The following is a 17592-nucleotide window of genomic DNA, read 5'->3' on the forward strand; positions in this document are numbered from 1 at the left end:
TCGGTAAACTTTTGCAAGTCCTTTTGTGCAGATTTTTTCGTGGGAGGAGGCGTGGCGGAAAAACTTCATTTCGCGACAATTGGTTACCGGTGGTGATTTGCACTCTGTTGCCCGCGTGTTTATGTACCGATCAGTAACCCAAGGACGAATCATGCGGCCTAATAAGAAAGACGAACTGGTGCGAAAAGCTCTGACGGTGTTCTACCGGGACGGGTTTCATGCCACTGGTATGGACAAACTGGTGGCCGAGACCGGGGTGTCGAAGACCTCGATCTATAAACACTTCCGCACCAAGGAAGAGCTGATCGTCGCGGTGCTGAAACTGCGCGACGAGAATTTCCGTGCCTGGTTCGAGACACGGGTAAACGAACTGGCCGATACGCCCGCCGACAAGTTCCTGGCCGCTTTTGATGCTCTGGGAGAGTGGTTCGAGGAAGACAGCTATCGCGGCTGCATGTTCATCAATGCGGGCGCCGAGTATCAGTGCAAGGACGACCCGATCCGGATGGAGGCCGCGCATCACAAGCAGGTGCTGCTGGATTACTTCACCGATCTGGCCCGGCAGGCCGGGGCCCGCGACCCCGAGGCGCTGGGATGCCAGATCCTGCTTCTGAAAGAGGGCGCAATCGTCATGTCCTCGCTGATGGGTACCACCAAACCGGCCTGTGATGCCAAGGACACGGCGCGCATCCTGCTGGACCACGCGTTGCAGGGGTAGGGCGCGGGCAAGCCGCGCCCCACGGTGTCAGGCCAGGGCGCGACCCTCGGCCACATGTTTCCTGAGGATCTCGGGCGGGGCGAACCGGTCTCCGTATTTGCCGGCCAGTTCCTCGCACCGGGCCAGGAACCGGGCCGGGCCATAGGTGTTGACGTATTGGAGATAGCCGCCGGTATGAACCGGCGCGCCGATCCCGAGGATCGAACCGACATTGCCATCCTCGACCGTGCGCAGCACGCCCTCTTCCAGACAGCGCAGGCTTTCCAGCACGGCGCGGAACAGGATGCGGTCCTTGATGTCCGCGTCGGGGATATCGGCCCCTTCCTTGCGCCAGGCGGCCAGTCCCGGCCAGATCGTCTTGCCCTGAGCGTCATAGTCATAGAACCCCTTGCCAGTGGCACGACCATGGCGGCCGTGCTGGCTGATCATTTCGGCCAGCATGGCGCGGGCGGCGGGGTTCTGTTCCTTGTCGGGGTCGAGAAGGCCCATTTCCACCTGAGTGTTGTAGATATCGGTCACCAGCTTGATCTGCACCTCGTCGAGCAGCGACAGCATGCCGGTGGGCATGCCGGTGAGGCGCGACAGGTTGTCGACGCGTACCGGATCGTGCCCCTCGGCCACCAGCTCCACTGCCTCGATGATCTTGGTGCCGATGGTGCGCGAGGTATAGAACCCGGTGCTGTCACCGACGATGATCGGGGTCTTGCGGATCTGGCGGGCAAAGTCGAAGGCCCGCGCCAGCGTCTCGTCCGAAGTCTTCTCTCCCGCGATGATCTCCAACAGCGGCATCTTGTCGACGGGTGAAAAGAAATGCAGGCCGACGAAGTTCTCGGGCCGCGTCGCGCCCGTCGCCAGCCGGGTGATCGGCAGGGTCGAGGTGTTGGACCCCCAGATGCCGTTTTCAGCGAGCAGCGCCTCATGCTCGGCCAGAACCGCATCCTTGATGTCGATCTTTTCGAACACCGCCTCGATGATCAGATCGCAACCTTTCAGGTCGTCGGCCCGGTCGGTCGGTGTGATCAGCGCCAGCACCGCTTCGCGCTCCTCGGCGCTCATCCGGCCCTGTTTCACCCGCTTGTCGAGCAGGGTGGCGGTATATGCCTTGCCACGCTCGGCGGCCTCGATCGTCTGGTCCTTGAGCACCACGGGCAGCCCCGCCGTGGCGGCGGAAAAGGCGATGCCCTGCCCCATCATGCCTGCGCCCAGAATGCCCAGACGCCGCACCTTGGAGGGCGGCACACCCTTGGGCCTGCTGGCGCCGCCGTTGACCTTGTTCATGCCAAAAAACAGCGTTTCGATCATGTTCTTGGTGCTGGCCAGCGGCGTCAGCGAGACGAAACGGCGGCTTTCATAGCGGGTAGCAGTGTCGAAATCGACCTTGCCCGCCGCCTCGGTCATGATGTCGAGAATGCGCGCGGGCGCAGGCATCAGCCCGCGTGTCTTCTTGTAGAGCATCGCGGCGGCGCCCGCGATGCGGGTCATGTTATGGGGCGCGGTCGAGGGGCCACCGGGGATCTTGTAGCCCTTGGTATCCCAGGGCTGGGTCACCGCCGCCGCATCGCCCTGCACCGACAGGATGTATTCCTTGGCGCGCGACAGGAGTTGACCGGCGGGCACCACCTGATGGATCAACCCGGCCTTTAGCGCCTTGTCGGGCGAGACCTGCCGTCCTTCGAGCAGGTAGGGCATCGCGCCTTCCAGACCCAGAAGCCAGGTCAGCCGCACCGTCCCGCCGCCGCCGGGCAACAGGCCCAGCGTCACCTCGGGCAGGCCGATCTTGGTTTTCGGATTGTCGGCGGCGATGCGGTGGTTGCAGGCCAGACAGATCTCGAACCCGCCCCCAAGTGCGGCGCCATTGATCGCGGCGACATGGGGTACGGGCTGTTTCTCCATCCGCCGCATCACGGCTTTGGTCGCCTCGACGGATCGGAACAGCGCCTCGACCCCGTCGGGTTCGATGCTTTTCAGCATCTTCAGATCGCCCCCGGCAAAGAACGTGTCCTTGGCCGAGGTCCAGATCACGCCTTTCAGCTCCGACTCCGCCTCGATCCGGTCCATGGTCGCGGCAAAGAGCGGCCAGAACTCGGCATTCATCGCGTTGACCGGCCCGTCCATGTCCATGGTCACGGTAACGATGCCATCGGCATCCTTTGCATAATGAAAATCACCCATTCTGCCGCTCCCTTACAGACGTTCGATCAAGGTCGAGATGCCCATGCCGCCACCGACACAAAGCGAGATCATCGCCCGTTTGGCATTGCGGCGTTCCAGTTCGTCCAGCACGGTCGAGACCAGCATCCCTCCGGTGGCACCCAGCGGGTGGCCCATGGCGATGGCGCCGCCGTTCACATTGGTGATCTCGTGGTCGATATCCAGATCTTTCATGTAGCGCAGCGCGACCGAGGCAAAGGCCTCGTTGATTTCCCAGATGTCGATGTCCGAGACCTTCAGCCCCGCCTTGTCGAGGCATTTCTTGGCCGCCGGGCCGGGGCCCGCCAGCATGATCACCGGATCGGTGGCGATGACGGTGGCCGAGACGATGCGCGCGCGCGGTTCCAGCCCCAGATCGCGGCCCGCCTTCTCCGAGCCGATCAGCACGGCGGACGACCCGTCGACAATGCCCGAGCTGTTGCCGGGCGTATGCACATGGTTGATGCGGGCCACCTGGGGATATTTGGCCAGCGCCATGTCATCATAGCCAAAGGCGCCCATGCCCGCGAACGAAGGGTTGAGCGCGCCCAGCTTCTGCATGTCGGTATCGGGCTTGATGAAATCGTCCCGCTCAAGGATGGTCAGGCCGTTTTCGTCGCGCACCGGCACCACCGAGCGGTCGAACCAGCCGCTGTCGCGGGCATGCGCGGCGCGGCGCTGGCTTTCCATGGCAAAGGCGTCCACATCCTCGCGGCTGTAACCGTCGATGGTGGCGATCAGGTCGGCGCCGATGCCCTGCGGGGCTGAATTTTGGTCGATCACGAAATCGGGGTCGGTAAACATCGCGCCACCCTGGCTGAGCATGGGGATGCGGCTCATCGATTCGATGCCCCCCGCGACCACCAGTTCCTCTTGATCCGATCCTACCTTGGCGGCGGCCATGTTCACCGCCTCAAGCCCCGAGGCGCAGAACCGATCCAACTGCACGCCCGGCACGGCCTCGTCCCAATGGGCCGCCTGCACGGCGGCCTTGGCGACGCAGGCGCCCTGATCCCCCACCGGCGCGGTGCAGCCCAGGATCACGTCGCCCACACGCGCGGTGTCCATGTCGTGGCGCGCCTGCATCTCGCGCAAGAGACCGGCGGCCAGCTGGATCGGCTTCACTTCGTAAAGCGCGCCGCTGGCCTTGCCGCGCGAGCGGGGCGTGCGCAGGGCGTCATAGATATAGGCGGGTGTTGCCATGACCGTTCCTCCTGAAGGTTTGGCAACAGCCTAGGGGCGGGAGTGGGCGGAACACAATGATCTGGCCGAGCAGAAAAATAGACATTAAGTGACAGGTATGGCGGTCACGATCCCGGCGACAATTGTCGCCAATATCCTCGAAGGCGCGGTGGCGCGCGGTGCCGACCCGGGGTCTATCCTGACGCGGGCGGGGCTATCTGGAGTTGTCGGTGCGTTGGAGGCGCCCGATTTCGTGCGTCTTGTGCGGGCGGTGACGCTAGCGCTGGATGATGAGTTGGCAGGATTGCAGCAGCGCCCGCAACGGGTGGGGACGCACACGATCATGGCCGCCCATGTCAGCCATGCCGACACATTGGGCGCAGCCTATGCCCGTGCGGTTGGTTTTATGGACCTGATGGACAATTCCTTTCGCTATTCGCTGCGGGAAAATGGCGCCAACTTGCTGTTCGAGATGACCCGCATTCCGGGGCGAGAGGTGCTCAATATCGCCGCGGTCGAGATGGTGCTGGTCCTGGTCAGCCGGATGCTGGCCTGGGTGGTGGGCAATCGCGGTGCGATTAATGGGGTCTGGTTCGACTATCCCGCGCCCGGTCATGCTGCGGCCTATCGCGCCATGTTCCACCGGGCGCCGATGCAGTTCGGGCAGGGCGGCAGCGGGATCGCGATCCCGCTGTCGCTGTCCCGCTTGCCGGTCCTTCGGACCGAAGAGCAGGCCGCCGCCTATGCGCGGCGCACACCGCTGGATGCGTTTCTGCCGCAGGATGGCACCGCTGGTCTGCCGCTGGAGGTCGCCGTTGCGGTCGAAACCCTGCTCAGCGCCGAAGGGGCGCTGCCGGATATGGCGCAGATCGCGGCAACGCTGGGTATCGCGCCGCATACATTGCGCCGCCGACTGAAACGGGACGGGGTCGATTACTCCGACATACGCAAGCAGGTCCGGCGCGATTTGGCGGTCAGGCTGCTGACCACCACTGACTCCCCGGTCGAAGAGATCGCTGCCCGGACCGGGTTCAGTGAGGCAAGCGCCTTTATCCGCGCTTTTCGAAGTTGGACCGGGCTGACCCCACGCAGCTATCGGGTGTCAGAGTTCTGAGCCAGGAATGCCTGCACCCTACTCGGTGCCGCAGAACAGGGAATAGAGCAACCCGATCACCTGTTCGGTATTGCTGTCGGACAGAGAATAGAAAACGGTCTTGCCTTCGCGCCGGGTGCTGACCAGCCCCTCTTCGCGCAGTCGGGCAAGCATCTGGCTGACCGCGGCCTGTCGGATCTCCAGGAGGTGCTCCAGTTGCCCCACCGATTTTTCGCCCGCCCCCAGATGGCACAGGATCATCAAGCGCCCCTCATGCGCAAGCGTCTTGAGATAGCCCGCCGCGCGGGCGGCGTTGCTCGCCATATCATCGGGTGTCTCTGGCGACAAAGGGGTGGCATCTTGCACGGTCACGTTGGGGGTCCTGTCCTCGTAAATGGCGTCAATATGCCTCAAGGACAGGGATGATGTCACCCCTAGATCGTTGGGGCTCCGCCTTGAAACGCATTGCCGCTGGCATAATCGCAAGGGGCTTCCTGCATGTTGAGGTGCAAATCGCGGCCGGTAAAAGGATGCGCGCGGGCCAACGCTTCGTCCACCTCGATCCCAAGGCCGGGTGCATCCGGTGGGATCACGAATCCGTTATCGACCTGGATCGAGCCCTTGATCAGCGCATCGTGGAACGGGGTCTCGATGCTTTCGAGCAGCAGGATGTTCGGGATCGACGCCGCAAGCTGGATATTGGCCGCCCATTCGATCGGTCCCGCATAGAGGTGCGGCGCCATCTGCGCGTTGAACAGCTCGGCAATGGCGGCAACCTTTTTCATCTCCCAGATGCCGCCCGCGCGCCCCAGGGCCGGTTGCAGGATCTCGGCCGCCCCGGCACGCAGCACGGCGCCGAATTCGGTCTTGGTGGTCATTCGCTCGCCGGTGGCCACGGGAATGCGCACGTTTCGGGCGACGCGGGCCATGTCCTCGATATTGTCGGGGGGCGTCGGCTCTTCGAACCAGAGCGGCGAGTAGGGCTCAAGCGCCTGCCCGAGTCGAATGGCGCCAGCGGTGTTGAACTGGCCATGGGTGCCGAACAGCAAGTCGGCGCGGTCGCCCACCGCCTCGCGGATCGCCTTGCAAAAGGCCACAGACAGCGAGATGTCGGTCATCGCGGGCATGTGGCCGCCCCGGATGGTGTAAGGGCCGGCAGGGTCGAATTTCACGGCCGTATATCCCCGGCGCACCATTTCGGCGGCGCATTCGGCGGCCTGGTCGGGCGAGGTCCAGAAGCCCGCGATATCGTGATGCGGCAGCGGATAAAGATAGGTATAGGCGCGGATACGTTTGTTCATCCGACCACCGATCAGCGCATGCACCGGGCGGTCCCGGTCTTTGCCCAGAATGTCCCAGCAGGCGATCTCGAGGCCCGAGAAAGCGCCCATCACGGTCAGATCGGGACGCTGGGTAAAGCCGCTGGAATAGGCGCGGCGGAACATCAGTTCGATATTCTCGGGGTTTTCGTCTGCCATGTGCCGGTCGAACACGTCTCGGATCACATGGATCATCGCCTCTGGCCCGACCGAGGAGGCATAGCACTCGCCCCAGCCGGTGATGCCGGTATCGGTGGTCACCTTGACCAGGATCCAGTAGCGCCCGCCCCAGCCGGGAGCGGGTGGCGCTGTGACGATGATATCGAGGTCTTGCAGCTTCATCTGGTACTCCATCGAGGGGGGCGGAGGCAAAAAATTGAAAATTTTTTGCTGGCAAATTTTCGGGGAAAATTTGCCGACAGTCTCCGGCGTCAGGTGAACAGGATCACGTTACGTTTGGCGCTTCCGGTGCGGGTGTCGGCGATGGCCTCGTTGATCTGCTCCAGCGACCAGCGCCCCGAGATCAGCTCGTCGAGCTTGAGACGGCCTTGCTGGTAAAGGTCGATCATCCACGGGATATCGCGCTGGATCACCACGTCGCCCATTTTTGAGCCGATCAGCCCGTGTCCCTGGAACGAGGCGCTCATCGGTTCGTATTGTGCCATGGCGCCGGCATGGGGCATGCCGATCATCACAGCCCTGCCGCCCCAGCCCAGGTATTTGGGTGCCTCGTCATAGGCGCGCACCGCACCGACCGTGACCAGCACCGCATCGGCGCCGCGCCCGCCAAGCGCCTTGTAGGCAGCGCGCCAGGGTTTCGGACTGGTGGCGAGCACACCATGGGTGGCGCCGAACTCGCGGGCGATGTTCAGTTTCTCTTCGGTCATATCCACCGCGACGATGCGACGGGCGCCCGCGATGCGGGCACCTTGGATGGCGTTCAACCCGACGCCACCCGCACCGATCACCACCACGTCCTGCCCGGCGCGCAGCCGGGCGGCGTTGACCGCCGCCCCGACCCCGGTGATCACCCCGCAGGAGAGCAGGCAGGCCACGTCGCGGCCCATATCATCGGGGATCCTGACGATCTGGCGCTGGCTGACCACCACCTTTTCGGCGAATGCGCCGCAGGCCATGGCCTGAAGCAGCGGTCCGTCGTCAACGGTACGCAAGGGGCCTTGCTTGACCCCGTCATAGGGTGTGTCACAGATCGTGGGTTGGCCGCCCGCGCAATTGGCGCAACTGCCACAGGCGCGGATGAGCGTGACCACGACCGGATCGCCCGGGGCAAAGCCCTGTACGCCTTGGCCTACGGCAGAGACCGTACCCGCCGCCTCGTGCCCGTAGACCGCCGGCAGATGCCCGCCCCAGGCGCCATCGGCATAGGAGATATCGGAATGGCAGATCGCGACCGCGTCCAGCGTCACCTCGACCTCGCCGGTACCGGGCGGGGTAAGCAACACTTCTTCGATCACCAGCGGTGCGTTGAACTCATGGCAAACGGCGGCGCGGATTCTCTGCATCCCGGCTCTCCTCGGCATTTCTTTACCCTACGGTGGACCGCGGCGCTCGGTGCGGCAAGGTGGAAACCGGCAAAGATACGTCGCTATTACGTGACGGCAGTCCGCGTGCGCAAAAAGATCACCAACCCTGCCGCCATCAATGCCAGCGCGACGAGGAAAGGCGCACCGGGCAGATAGACCGGTGCCTGTGGTCCGGTAAAGTGGGCGAATACGCTGGCCATCAACAGGGGTGAGACGATCATCGACAGGGCATGAACGGCGGACATCACCCCTTGCAGCGCGCCCTGCTGGTCGTCGGCCACGCTGCGCGACATGATCGCCTGCAAGGCGGGCGGGACCACCGCACCCATCGCGGTGATCGGGATCAGGATCAGGGCAAGCGTGCCGCTGGCGATGAAAGCGAGCAGCCCGAAGCCCACGAAGTCGAACAGCTGCCCCCAGATCACCGTGCGGCGCTCGCCGATGCGGCGGGTGAGATGCGGCAGCAGCCCGCCCTGAACCACTGCCATCAGGAAGCCGAAGATACCCAGCGACAGGCCGATCATTTTGGGTGACCAGCCGAAGCGCTCCTGCGAGAAATAGGACCAGATCGCCGGGTAGACATAGATCGCAACGGAATAGAGGAAATAGGCCCAGAGAAGGCCCTTGAGCCCGGGCACCCCACCCAACATGCGAAAGGCGCCCAGCGGATTGGCGCTGACCCAGGAAAAGGAGCGGCGGGTCGCGGCGGTCACCGTTTCGTTCATCACGAACAGGCCGAGGATGAAGTTCAGCCCGGCCAGAACCGCCGCCGCCCAGAATGGCGCGCGGGTGCCGAACTCGCCCAGGACCCCGCCCATCAGCGGCCCCAGCACAAAGCCGACACCAAAGGCCGCGCCCAGCATGCCGAAACGGGCGGCCTTTTGCTCGGGGCGCGAGACATCAGCCATATAGGCCGAGGCGGTGGCATGGGTGGCCGCCGTGATGCCGCCCACGACGCGGCCCGCCAACAGCAGCCAGATACTGCCCGCCACCGCCATCACCACATAGTCCAGCGCCATGACAAAGAGCGAGACCAGCAGAACGGGGCGCCGTCCGAAGGCATCGGACAGGCTGCCGATGATCGGGCCGAACAGGAACTGCATCGCGGCAAAGGCGGTGCTGAGCACGCCGCCCCACAGCGCCGCGTCGGCCAGGGTGCCGCCTTTCACCTCGACGATCAGGTCGGGCATGATCGGCATGATCAGGCCAATTCCCATGGCGTCGATCATCACCGTCGCCAGGATGAAGAGAAAGGGCAGGCGCATTCTGAACCGTCCGGTTTAGTTTGCCAGACCCTAGCCGCGCCGGTCGGGGTTGAAAAGCCGCTAAGTGACCGCTTGCGACCGGACGCGGGCGGCAAAGGCGCGGGCCTCGTCCGGGGCGGCACCCAGCTGTCGGGCCGGGTCGGTCAGTGCCACCGCGTCCAACTGCGGCCAATCGCGTGCAATCAGGTTGCGCAGCGGTGTTCGACTTTCCATCGCCTCAGCGCAGAGCGTCTTGACGGTGGCCTGCGCCTCGGGGCGGGGCAGGTGCTCGGCCAGCGCAAAGCTCACCGCCTCGGCGTGGATGGTGCCAAAACCCATGTCGAGCGTGGCGGCCATGGTGTCGGGGCAGGGGGCCAGTCCGGGCAGCAGGCGCTGGCAGATCTGCACCGAGGACGCGGCGCCCAGCACGATCTGGGGCAGGCACATCCATTCGCTGAACCAGGCGGCACCATCGCGCTGATACCGGTGCACGCCCGCGCCATGCAGCACCGCCAAGAGGCCCGGCACTTGCCGGGACAGTGCCACCATCGCCGAGGGGCCGACCGGGTTCTGTTTCTGCGGCATGGTCGAGGACGCGCCGCCACCACCCAGCGTGATCTCGGCGATGCCGGTCTGGGTCAGCTCGATGGCATCCTCGCCCAGCTTGCCAAGCGCCAGCGCGATGCGGGTGCACCAGTCGGCGAGCCGCAGCACCGGGGTCCGGTCGGTATGCCAGCTGCGCCCGGGGTCGGAAAGGTTCAGAAGCTGGGCCAGATCGGTGCGCAGCCGCGCCGCCTCTGGCCCCAGCGCACCGCTGGTGCCGGCGGCGCCGGAGAGTGACACCAACAGGCAGTCACGTCGTAGACCCGGCAATTCGCGCAACAGATCAAGCAGCGTTGCTCCCCAGGCCGAGACCACTGCGCCAAAGCTGGTGGGGGTGGCATGCTGACCGTAGCTGCGCGCTGCCATGGGCAGATCGGCATGGGTTTCGGCCAGCCCCGCCAGGATCTCCAGGATCGCACCCAGATCCCGTTCCAGCACCGATACCGCCTGCCGCAATCGCAGCATCAGGCCGGTGTCGATGATATCCTGCGAAGTAGCGCCCCAATGCACATATTGCGCATGTTCGGGCGCCTGCATTTCGCTTCGAAATGCGGCGACCAGCGCCGGGACGCTGACCCCGTTTGCCCCCGTCGCCTCAGCCAGGACGCCGGGGTCGAGGTGGATTTCCATCGCCGCGCGGTGGATTGCACCGGCGCTCTCGGCCGGGATCAGCCCCAGCGCGCCTTGCGCCTTGGCCAGCATCCCCTCGACCAGCAGCATCGCGCGCAACTCGGCCCCGTCGGTGAACAGCCGCCCGGCATCGCCCGCAGGAAAAAGGCGCGCCAGATGCGCGCTGTCAAACACTGATGCGGCCATCAGAACTGTCCTTCGATCCGTGTCAGCAGCCGCGCCAGCCCCTGCGGGTCGGCAAAGAACGGCGAATGAGAGCTGTTCATGACATGGACACGGTCGGATGGCCAGTCTGCCGTCATCTCCTCTTGGTATTCAGGTGGGATCGTCCGGTCCTCGGCGCAGCGGATATAAACCTTGGGTACGCTTGAGAAGCGGTCGGACAGGGTCAACGGCGTTTCTTGCGGCGCGATCGCCTGTGGGCAGAGGCGCGGCTGGGCGTAACGCACCCGCTCGGGCCGGCAGTCGTGATAAAACAGATCGGCGACCCGTTCGGGGTCGACGGTATAGGATAACCCGTCCTCGGATTTCACCACCGCCTCGGTCAGGGTCTGGCGCGGCGCGCGTTTGCGCATCTCGACCATCGAAAGACCCGAGAGGGGCACATAGGCGCACAGATAGATCAGCCCGCGCATCGCGCCAGGGTTTCGTTCAGCAGCGGCGCTGATCGGATAACCGGCCCAGCTATGGCCCAGGATCAGAGTGTCGGCTGTACTGGCGTCCAGCACCGCGTCGCGACAGCTGTCCAGTGTAACCTCGTTGATCGGAGTCACGTCCGACCCATGGCTGGGCATGTTGATGGCGCGCACCGTGTGGCCGCGCTCCTCCAGCGCAGGGATCAGGTCGCGCCAGCACCACGCCCCGTGGCAGGATCCGTGGATCAGAAGAAAATCGGCCATGGCCGTGCCCTCTCAGATATGGCCCACGTCGTGCAGGAACTGCACGAGCCGTTCGGCATAGGCGGCGGGGTGTTCGACACAGGGCAGATGTCCGGCCTTGCGGAACAGGTGGAATTGCGAACCGGGGATCAGCTCGACGGTTTCCCGCACCAGATCCGGCGGGGTCGAGCCGTCTTCGTCCCCGGCTATGCCAAGGGCCGGCAACCTGAGGCCGCTGGTTGGCGTATAGAAATCGGTGCCCGCGATGGCGGCGCTGCACCCGGCATAGCCCTGCACCGGTTGCCGGACCAGCATGTTGCGCCAAAGGGTCAGCTCGGCCGTGGTGCGGAACCCGCGCGAGAACCAGCGTTCCATCACGGCATCCGCCAGTGCCTCGATGCCGCCTGCGGTGACGGCGGCGATACGATCCTGCCACATCTCCTTGGTGCCGATCTTGGCGGCGGTGTTCGACAGAACCAGCGCGCGCACTTGGTCCAACCGCTTGACCGCCAGCCCCTGCGCGATCATGCCGCCGATCGACAGGCCCACCACTGCCGCCTCGCGAACCTCGAGCATGTCGAGCAACCGCTCGGCATCGCGCACCAGCGTGCCCATGGCATAGGGCCCGTCCGGCGCGTCGCTCAGGCCGTGGCCGCGCTTGTCATAGCGGATCAGTCTTAGCCCTGCGGGCAGATGAGGCAGGATCGGATCCCACAGGCGCAGGTCGGTTCCCAACGAGTTAATGAACAGCACAGGTGCGCCTTCGGGGTCGCCGTCGACCCGGTAATGCAGCCTGATATCCCCCAGATCCGCGATCCGCATTTGGCAGCGACTCCCCTTTCCAGTGTGAAACCAGACTAGAGCCTTACGCTGGGGAAGGTAAAGCATCCTGACGCCGCATGGCGTCATTTTGCCTTTGGATGGCCCGTTCAGGCAAAGCGCTCTAACGCAGTGCGAAACACCGCGGCGTCGACATTGCCGCCCGAGGCCACGGCAATCACGCTGTCTCCTTCGACCTGATCGGCGTGAAACAGGGCCGCTGCAAGCGAGACCGCCCCGCCCGGTTCCAGCACGATCTTGAGGCGCATAAAGGCCAGCGCCATGGCCCGCAGGGCATCGTCCTCACTCACCGCCAGGCCGGGGCCGCAGAGCCGGCTGAGGATCGGAAAGGTGATCTTGCCCGGTTCCGGCGTCAGGATCGCGTCGCAGATATTGCCGGTTTCCGAATTGTTGCGGCTGACGGTTCCGCTGGCGAGCGAGCGTTTCACATCGTCAAACCCCTCGGGCTCGACCGGGCGCGCGCGCAGCCCTGGTGCGCGGGCCTCCAGCGCCAGTGCCACGCCCGAGGTCAACCCGCCACCGCCGCAACAGACCAGTACATCTCCGCTGTCGACGCCCAGTTCACCCGCCTGTTCGGCCAGTTCCAGCCCCACACTGGCCTGACCGGCGATCACCTGCGGTTCGTCATAGGGCCGGATCAGCGTCAGCCCGCGTTCGGCGGCCAGCGCGGTGCCGATCTCTTCACGGCTTTCGCGGCCCCGGTCATACAGCACCACCTCGGCCCCCAGCGCCCTTGTGTTGTCGATCTTGAGTCGGGGCGCATCCGAGGGCATCACGATGACCGAGGCGATGCCATGCAATGTCGCCGCATGGGCGACCCCCTGCGCGTGATTGCCCGAGGAATAGGCGATGACGCCGCGGGCGCGCGTCTCGGGGTCCAGTGCCGAAATGGCCGACCAGGCGCCGCGAAACTTGAAGCTGCCGGTATGTTGCAGGCATTCGGGTTTCACCAGCACCCGGCGCCCGGCGATCTCGTCCAGAAAGGGCGAGCTCAGCAGCGGCGTGCGGCGGACATGGCCCGACAGCCGTGTGGCGGCGGCTTCGATCAGTTCAAGGGTGCTCATGCGGCCTCCAGAATGCGGCGGATCAGGTCCAGTGATTGCGGTTCGTCGAGAAAGGGAACATGGCCCCGGTCCGGCACTTCGGCCGAGATCAGGCCGGGATGGCGGCGATGCATCTCGGCCACGGTGCCCGCGCCCAGAATATCGGAATTCGCCCCCCGCAACACGGCGGTGGGAATGTCGCGCAGCGCGTCGAAGAACAGCCACAGATCGGGGATCGCCCCGGTGGCGGCCTGATCCAGCAGCGCCTTGTGCAACCCGTCGTCATAGCGCAGTGCCAGCCCCTGGTCGGTGGCGGCATATTGGATCTCGGCCTGTTTGCGCCAGACCGAGAGCGGGATGCCGGGAAACTGCGGCTCCATCGCCTGTTTCAGCGCTAGTGCGGCCTGGTCATGGGTTTTCGAGACCGGTTTCTTGCCCACGTAATCCATGATCCGCGCGATGCCCACCGGCTCGATCACCGGTCCGACATCGTTCAGGATCACCCCCGCCAGCCGGCCAGGGTGGCTGGCGGCCAGCGCCATGGCGATCATGCCCCCGCGCGAGGTGCCCAGCACTGTCACCCTTTCCAACCTCAGATGGTCGAGCAGTTCGATGACGTCGTGGGCTTCGCGCAGGACGTTGTAATTGCGGTAATCGGGATCGTAGTCGGACTGTCCCCGCCCGCGATAATCGAGGCGGATCAGCCGAAGATCGGTCACATGCGGGAGCAGGAACTCGAAATCGCGGCTGCACCGGGTCAACCCGGCGAGACAGAGGAGCGGTTGGCCGGCCCCCTCGTCCTCGTAAAACAGGCGGAGGCCATCGGTCGTGGTGAAAGCGGCCATTCAGACCCCCGCCAGCTCAGGAATGCCGGTCAGATCCGACAGGATATGGTCGGGCGTCCAGGGCAGCCGGTCCACCGGCTCGCCCGCGCGGTTCACCCAGGCGGTGCGGAACCCATAGCCCGCCGCAGCCGCCGCATCCCAGCCGTTGGAGGACACGAACAGCACCGCATCGGGCGGGCAACCGAACCGCTGGCCCACCAGGTCATAGACCCGGCGATCGGGTTTGAAGATGCCGACGCTTTCCACGGAAAGCACATCGTCGAGCACATCGCCAAGCCCGGCCGAGCGCACCGCGCCGTCCAGCATGTCGGGAGAGCCATTGGACAGGATTGCGGTTTCCAGCCCGGCGGCCTTGAGTGCGCGCAGCATCGCCGGAACCTCGGGATAGGCCTGCAATTGCCAGTAGAGGTCCAGCAGCCGTTGGCGCAGCGCGGCATCACCCGCCAGCCCAACCGCCTCGAGAGCCCAATCGAGCCCCTCGCCGGTCACTTGCCAGAAATCGGTATGCGCCCCTGTGATCGTGCGCAGCCAGCTGTATTGCAGCTGTTTCAGCCGCCAATGACTGGCCAGCGCCTGCCAATGCGGGCGCAGGGCGGCGTTTTCGGGTTCGTCCGCCGCCTGCCGGGCGGCGGCGGAGACGTCGAACAACGTGCCATAGGCATCGAATACGCAGGTGGTTATGGACATCGTATCCTCTCCGCAAGGGGTCGCGCGACGCAGCCTCGCACAGTCGCGCGGCGGGCGAAAGGGGGCGGGGTTTACATTGGCGTGACAGGGTCTAGGCTGGGCGTTCTTTCAAAACTGCCCCAGACGGAGACGGCATGACCCAGATCAAACAAGGCGACACGGTGCGCATCCACTACACCGGAACCCTGCTCGACGGCAAAACCTTCGACAGTTCCGAAGGACGCGACCCGCTGGAGTTCACGGTCGGGTCCGGCCAGATCATTCCCGGTCTGGACAAGGCGATGCCGGGCATGGAAACCGGCGAGAAAAAGCGCGTCGAGGTGCCCTGTCAGGAGGCCTATGGCCCGCTGAACCCCGAGGCCCGCCAGGCGATCCCGCGCGAGGGTATCCCCGACGACATTCCGCTGGAACTGGGCACCCAGTTGCAGATGCAATCCCCCGATGGCCGGGTGATCCCTGTGACGGTGGTCGAACTGAAAGAGGCGACGGTGACGCTGGACGCCAACCACCCCCTGGCCGGTCAGGACCTGATCTTCGACATCGAGGTCGTCTCGATCAACTGACGACACGGCCCGCCCCGGCAAGGGGCGGGCCGATCTGTTGCGCAGCGCGCGCGGCAGGCGAGATTTTTCGTCGAAAATCTTGCCCGCTCTACATGAATTCCGACTGTGGCATGCCGAGAACGTGGAAACCGCCATCGACCCGAATGATCTCTCCCGTGGTGCAGGCGCCTGCGTCCGAGGCGAGATAGACCGCGGTACCGCCCACCGCCTCGAGCGTTGCGTTCGAGCGCAGCGGCGCGTTCTGGTCGCAGAACTTGAAGGTCTTGCGCGCACCGCCGATGGCGGCGCCGGCCAGGGTCTTCATCGGGCCGGGCGAGATCGCATTCACTCGGATCCCGTCGGGGCCCAGATCATTGGCCAGATAGCGGGTCGCTGATTCCAGCGCCGCTTTGGCGACGCCCATGACGTTGTAGTTCGGCACCACCCGGTTCGACCCCTGATAGGTCAGCGTCAGAACGGTGCCGCCATTCTCCTTCATCATCGGATAGGCGCGTCGCGCCACCTCGATCAGGGAATAGGCCGAGATATCCATAGAATGCTTGAAATTCGCGCGCGTCGTGTTCAGGAACCGGCCCGTCAACTCGGATTTGTCCGAATAGGCGATGGCATGCACCAGGAAATCCATGGTCGGCCAGCGCGCGGCCAGCTGCTCAAAGGCGGTGTCCAGCGACGCATCGTCGGTCACGTCCGCATCGACCATGAAATCGCTGCCGACACTGGCGGCCAACGGTTCCAGCCGCTTGCCAAAGGCCTCGCCCTGGTAGGTAAAGGCCAGTTCCGCCCCCGCCTCATGCATTGCCTTGGCAATGCCCCAGGCGATGGACCGGTCGTTCGCGACCCCCATGATCAGGCCGCGTTTGCCCTGCAAAAGTCCTGACATCCGCCCTTACCCCCTGAACTTGCTCAGCACCATCGATCCGTTGGTGCCGCCAAAGCCGAAGCTGTTGGTCATCACCGAATCGAGGCCGGCGTTTTCTATATATTGTGTTGCGACCTCGCCGGGCTGGATGCCTTCGGCCAGGGTGTCGACATTGATCGAGGGCGTGATGAAATCATGCTCCAGCATCAAGAGGCAGAAGATCGCCTCGAGCGCGCCCGCCGCCCCCTGGGCATGGCCGGTCATCGACTTGGTCGAGCTGATCGGCGGCACGCGGCCCTCGCCGAACACGCGGCGGACCGCCTCGACCTCGCCCACATCACCGACCGGGGTCGAGGTGCCATGCGCGTTGATATAGCTGACCTTGCGGTCCTCGGGCAGGGTGGACACCGCCAGCCGCATCGCCCGTTCGCCGCCCTCGCCCGAAGGCGCCACCATGTCATGCCCGTCCGAGGTTGCGGCATAGCCGGTCACCTCGGCATAGATCTTGGCGCCGCGCGCCAGGGCGTGTTCCAGCTCTTCCAGCACCACGATGCCGCCGCCGCCCGAGATCACGAACCCGTCGCGATCCTGGTCGAACGCGCGCGAGGCCTTCTCGGGCGTGTCGTTGTATTTCGACGACATCGCGCCCATCGCGTCGAACAGGCAGCTGAGCGTCCAGTCCAGCTCCTCGCCACCACCGGCGAACATCACGTCCTGTTTGCCCAGCATGATCTGCTCGGCTGCATTGCCGATGCAATGCAGCGAGGTCGAGCAGGCCGAGGTGATGGAATAGTTCAGGCCCTTGATCTTGAACGCCGTGGCCAGGTTGGCCGAGATGGTCGAGCACATGCATTTGGGCACCGCAAAGGGCCCGATCCGCTTGGTCGCGCCGGTCTTGAGCACGGTCTGATGTGCGCTCAGCATGGCGCTGGTCGAGGGGCCGCCCGATCCGGCCACCAGACCGGTGCGGGGGTTGACGATCTGATCCTCGGTCAGCCCCGCATCGGCGATGGCCTGTTGCATGGCGATATGGGCATAGGCTGCACCCGGACCCATGAAGCGCAGCGCGCGCTTGTCCACATGTTCGGCCACGTCGATCTTGAGCGTGCCGGCGATACGGCTGCGGAACCCGTGTTCGGCCATTTCCTCGCTGGCGACGATACCCGACCGGCCCGCCTTGAGCGAGGCGGTGACCTCTTCGGCATTGTTCCCGATCGAGGAGACGATCCCCAACCCGGTGACGACTACTCGGCGCATGTGGCCTCCCTTGCTTGCTCGGGTCTTATTAGGGCATTGGCGGGGCCGGGTGCAAGGTGGCGTGGTGTCGGGGACGTCGCCGATCCTGGATCCGGTC

Annotated in this window: 17 protein-coding genes; 3 read left to right on the forward strand and 14 right to left on the reverse strand. The window is 64.9% G+C overall.

Features of this window, described 5'->3' with window-relative positions:
• Positions 1 to 151: 151 nt before the first annotated feature.
• Positions 152 to 718 (forward strand): TetR/AcrR family transcriptional regulator, encoded by a 567-nt coding sequence (locus AC2FL1_RS15045; protein WP_496826857.1) that lies wholly within the window; start codon positions 152 to 154, stop codon positions 716 to 718.
• Positions 719 to 745: 27 nt separating this feature from the next.
• On the opposite strand, the gene AC2FL1_RS15050 is transcribed toward AC2FL1_RS15045, so the two are convergent.
• Both AC2FL1_RS15050 and AC2FL1_RS15055 read right to left on the reverse strand, forming a co-directional pair.
• The gene (locus AC2FL1_RS15050; RefSeq protein WP_496877483.1) at positions 746 to 2890 is read right to left on the reverse strand and encodes a 3-hydroxyacyl-CoA dehydrogenase NAD-binding domain-containing protein; all 2145 of its coding nucleotides are present in this window, start codon (positions 2888 to 2890) and stop codon (positions 746 to 748) included.
• Between the two features lie 12 nt (positions 2891 to 2902).
• A complete protein-coding gene (locus AC2FL1_RS15055) occupies positions 2903 to 4111 on the reverse strand; it encodes an acetyl-CoA C-acetyltransferase (protein ID WP_496877484.1) in 1209 nt (402 codons plus the stop codon).
• Positions 4112 to 4208: 97 nt separating this feature from the next.
• Here AC2FL1_RS15055 and AC2FL1_RS15060 point away from each other — a divergent pair, with 97 nt between their 5' ends.
• On the forward strand, positions 4209 to 5204 hold the full coding sequence (locus AC2FL1_RS15060) for an AraC family transcriptional regulator (protein ID WP_496877485.1): 996 nt from the start codon (positions 4209 to 4211) through the stop codon (positions 5202 to 5204).
• 18 nt (positions 5205 to 5222) lie between these two features.
• Here the strand turns inward: AC2FL1_RS15060 and AC2FL1_RS15065 are convergent, their stop codons facing one another.
• From AC2FL1_RS15065 to AC2FL1_RS15110, 10 genes are all read right to left on the reverse strand, one after another.
• Positions 5223 to 5507, reverse strand: coding sequence for an ArsR/SmtB family transcription factor (locus tag AC2FL1_RS15065; protein WP_496826849.1), 285 nt, complete (start codon positions 5505 to 5507; stop codon positions 5223 to 5225).
• A 110-nt stretch (positions 5508 to 5617) separates the two neighbouring features.
• Positions 5618 to 6844 (reverse strand): mandelate racemase/muconate lactonizing enzyme family protein, encoded by a 1227-nt coding sequence (locus AC2FL1_RS15070; RefSeq protein WP_496826847.1) that lies wholly within the window; start codon positions 6842 to 6844, stop codon positions 5618 to 5620.
• Between the two features lie 89 nt (positions 6845 to 6933).
• Positions 6934 to 8025, reverse strand: a complete 1092-nt coding sequence (locus AC2FL1_RS15075) for a Zn-dependent alcohol dehydrogenase (protein WP_496877486.1) — start codon at positions 8023 to 8025, stop codon at positions 6934 to 6936.
• An 86-nt stretch (positions 8026 to 8111) separates the two neighbouring features.
• On the reverse strand, positions 8112 to 9311 hold the full coding sequence (locus tag AC2FL1_RS15080) for a TCR/Tet family MFS transporter (RefSeq protein WP_496826844.1): 1200 nt from the start codon (positions 9309 to 9311) through the stop codon (positions 8112 to 8114).
• A 60-nt stretch (positions 9312 to 9371) separates the two neighbouring features.
• Complete coding sequence (locus AC2FL1_RS15085; RefSeq protein ID WP_496877487.1) at positions 9372 to 10709, reverse strand: class-II fumarase/aspartase family protein; 1338 nt, start codon at positions 10707 to 10709, stop codon at positions 9372 to 9374.
• The gene (locus AC2FL1_RS15090; protein WP_496877488.1) at positions 10709 to 11422 is read right to left on the reverse strand and encodes an alpha/beta fold hydrolase; all 714 of its coding nucleotides are present in this window, start codon (positions 11420 to 11422) and stop codon (positions 10709 to 10711) included. Before AC2FL1_RS15090 ends, AC2FL1_RS15085 begins: the two co-directional genes overlap by 1 nt.
• A 12-nt stretch (positions 11423 to 11434) precedes the next feature.
• Positions 11435 to 12223, reverse strand: a complete 789-nt coding sequence (gene pcaD / locus AC2FL1_RS15095) for a 3-oxoadipate enol-lactonase (protein WP_496877489.1) — start codon at positions 12221 to 12223, stop codon at positions 11435 to 11437.
• A gap of 107 nt (positions 12224 to 12330) precedes the next feature.
• Positions 12331 to 13305, reverse strand: a complete 975-nt coding sequence (locus tag AC2FL1_RS15100; RefSeq protein WP_496877490.1) for a threonine ammonia-lyase — start codon at positions 13303 to 13305, stop codon at positions 12331 to 12333.
• Positions 13302 to 14129, reverse strand: coding sequence for an alpha/beta fold hydrolase (locus AC2FL1_RS15105; RefSeq protein ID WP_496877491.1), 828 nt, complete (start codon positions 14127 to 14129; stop codon positions 13302 to 13304). Before AC2FL1_RS15105 ends, AC2FL1_RS15100 begins: the two co-directional genes overlap by 4 nt.
• Positions 14130 to 14816, reverse strand: a complete 687-nt coding sequence (locus AC2FL1_RS15110) for a haloacid dehalogenase type II (RefSeq protein ID WP_496826832.1) — start codon at positions 14814 to 14816, stop codon at positions 14130 to 14132.
• A gap of 134 nt (positions 14817 to 14950) precedes the next feature.
• Between AC2FL1_RS15110 and AC2FL1_RS15115 the strand changes: the two genes are divergently transcribed.
• Positions 14951 to 15379, forward strand: a complete 429-nt coding sequence (locus AC2FL1_RS15115; protein ID WP_496877492.1) for an FKBP-type peptidyl-prolyl cis-trans isomerase — start codon at positions 14951 to 14953, stop codon at positions 15377 to 15379.
• 88 nt (positions 15380 to 15467) lie between these two features.
• Here AC2FL1_RS15115 and AC2FL1_RS15120 read toward each other — a convergent pair whose 3' ends face one another.
• Entirely contained in the window at positions 15468 to 16259 is a 792-nt protein-coding gene (locus AC2FL1_RS15120; protein WP_496826828.1) for an enoyl-ACP reductase FabI, read from the reverse strand.
• A gap of 6 nt (positions 16260 to 16265) precedes the next feature.
• A complete protein-coding gene (fabB, locus tag AC2FL1_RS15125) occupies positions 16266 to 17495 on the reverse strand; it encodes a beta-ketoacyl-ACP synthase I (protein ID WP_496877493.1) in 1230 nt (409 codons plus the stop codon).
• Positions 17496 to 17592: the final 97 nt, after the last annotated feature.

The organism is Ruegeria sp. YKSF070, from assembly GCF_059612725.1.

Bases quoted from the DNA above. Each gene is read 5' to 3' on its own strand.
- AC2FL1_RS15090 (WP_496877488.1), bottom strand. From the start codon at position 11,422: ATGGCCGATTTTCTTCTGATCCACGGATCCTGCCACGGGGCGTGGTGC.
- AC2FL1_RS15110 (WP_496826832.1), bottom strand. From the start codon at position 14,816: ATGTCCATAACCACCTGCGTATTCGATGCCTATGGCACGTTGTTCGAC.
- AC2FL1_RS15075 (WP_496877486.1), bottom strand. From the start codon at position 8,025: ATGCAGAGAATCCGCGCCGCCGTTTGCCATGAGTTCAACGCACCGCTG.
- AC2FL1_RS15070 (WP_496826847.1), bottom strand. From the start codon at position 6,844: ATGAAGCTGCAAGACCTCGATATCATCGTCACAGCGCCACCCGCTCCC.
- AC2FL1_RS15085 (WP_496877487.1), bottom strand. From the start codon at position 10,709: ATGGCCGCATCAGTGTTTGACAGCGCGCATCTGGCGCGCCTTTTTCCT.
- AC2FL1_RS15060 (WP_496877485.1), top strand. From the start codon at position 4,209: ATGGCGGTCACGATCCCGGCGACAATTGTCGCCAATATCCTCGAAGGC.
- AC2FL1_RS15050 (WP_496877483.1), bottom strand. From the start codon at position 2,890: ATGGGTGATTTTCATTATGCAAAGGATGCCGATGGCATCGTTACCGTG.
- AC2FL1_RS15055 (WP_496877484.1), bottom strand. From the start codon at position 4,111: ATGGCAACACCCGCCTATATCTATGACGCCCTGCGCACGCCCCGCTCG.
- AC2FL1_RS15100 (WP_496877490.1), bottom strand. From the start codon at position 13,305: ATGAGCACCCTTGAACTGATCGAAGCCGCCGCCACACGGCTGTCGGGC.
- AC2FL1_RS15080 (WP_496826844.1), bottom strand. From the start codon at position 9,311: ATGCGCCTGCCCTTTCTCTTCATCCTGGCGACGGTGATGATCGACGCC.
- AC2FL1_RS15105 (WP_496877491.1), bottom strand. From the start codon at position 14,129: ATGGCCGCTTTCACCACGACCGATGGCCTCCGCCTGTTTTACGAGGAC.
- fabB (WP_496877493.1), bottom strand. From the start codon at position 17,495: ATGCGCCGAGTAGTCGTCACCGGGTTGGGGATCGTCTCCTCGATCGGG.
- pcaD (WP_496877489.1), bottom strand. From the start codon at position 12,223: ATGCGGATCGCGGATCTGGGGGATATCAGGCTGCATTACCGGGTCGAC.
- AC2FL1_RS15065 (WP_496826849.1), bottom strand. From the start codon at position 5,507: ATGGCGAGCAACGCCGCCCGCGCGGCGGGCTATCTCAAGACGCTTGCG.
- AC2FL1_RS15120 (WP_496826828.1), bottom strand. From the start codon at position 16,259: ATGTCAGGACTTTTGCAGGGCAAACGCGGCCTGATCATGGGGGTCGCG.
- AC2FL1_RS15045 (WP_496826857.1), top strand. From the start codon at position 152: ATGCGGCCTAATAAGAAAGACGAACTGGTGCGAAAAGCTCTGACGGTG.
- AC2FL1_RS15115 (WP_496877492.1), top strand. From the start codon at position 14,951: ATGACCCAGATCAAACAAGGCGACACGGTGCGCATCCACTACACCGGA.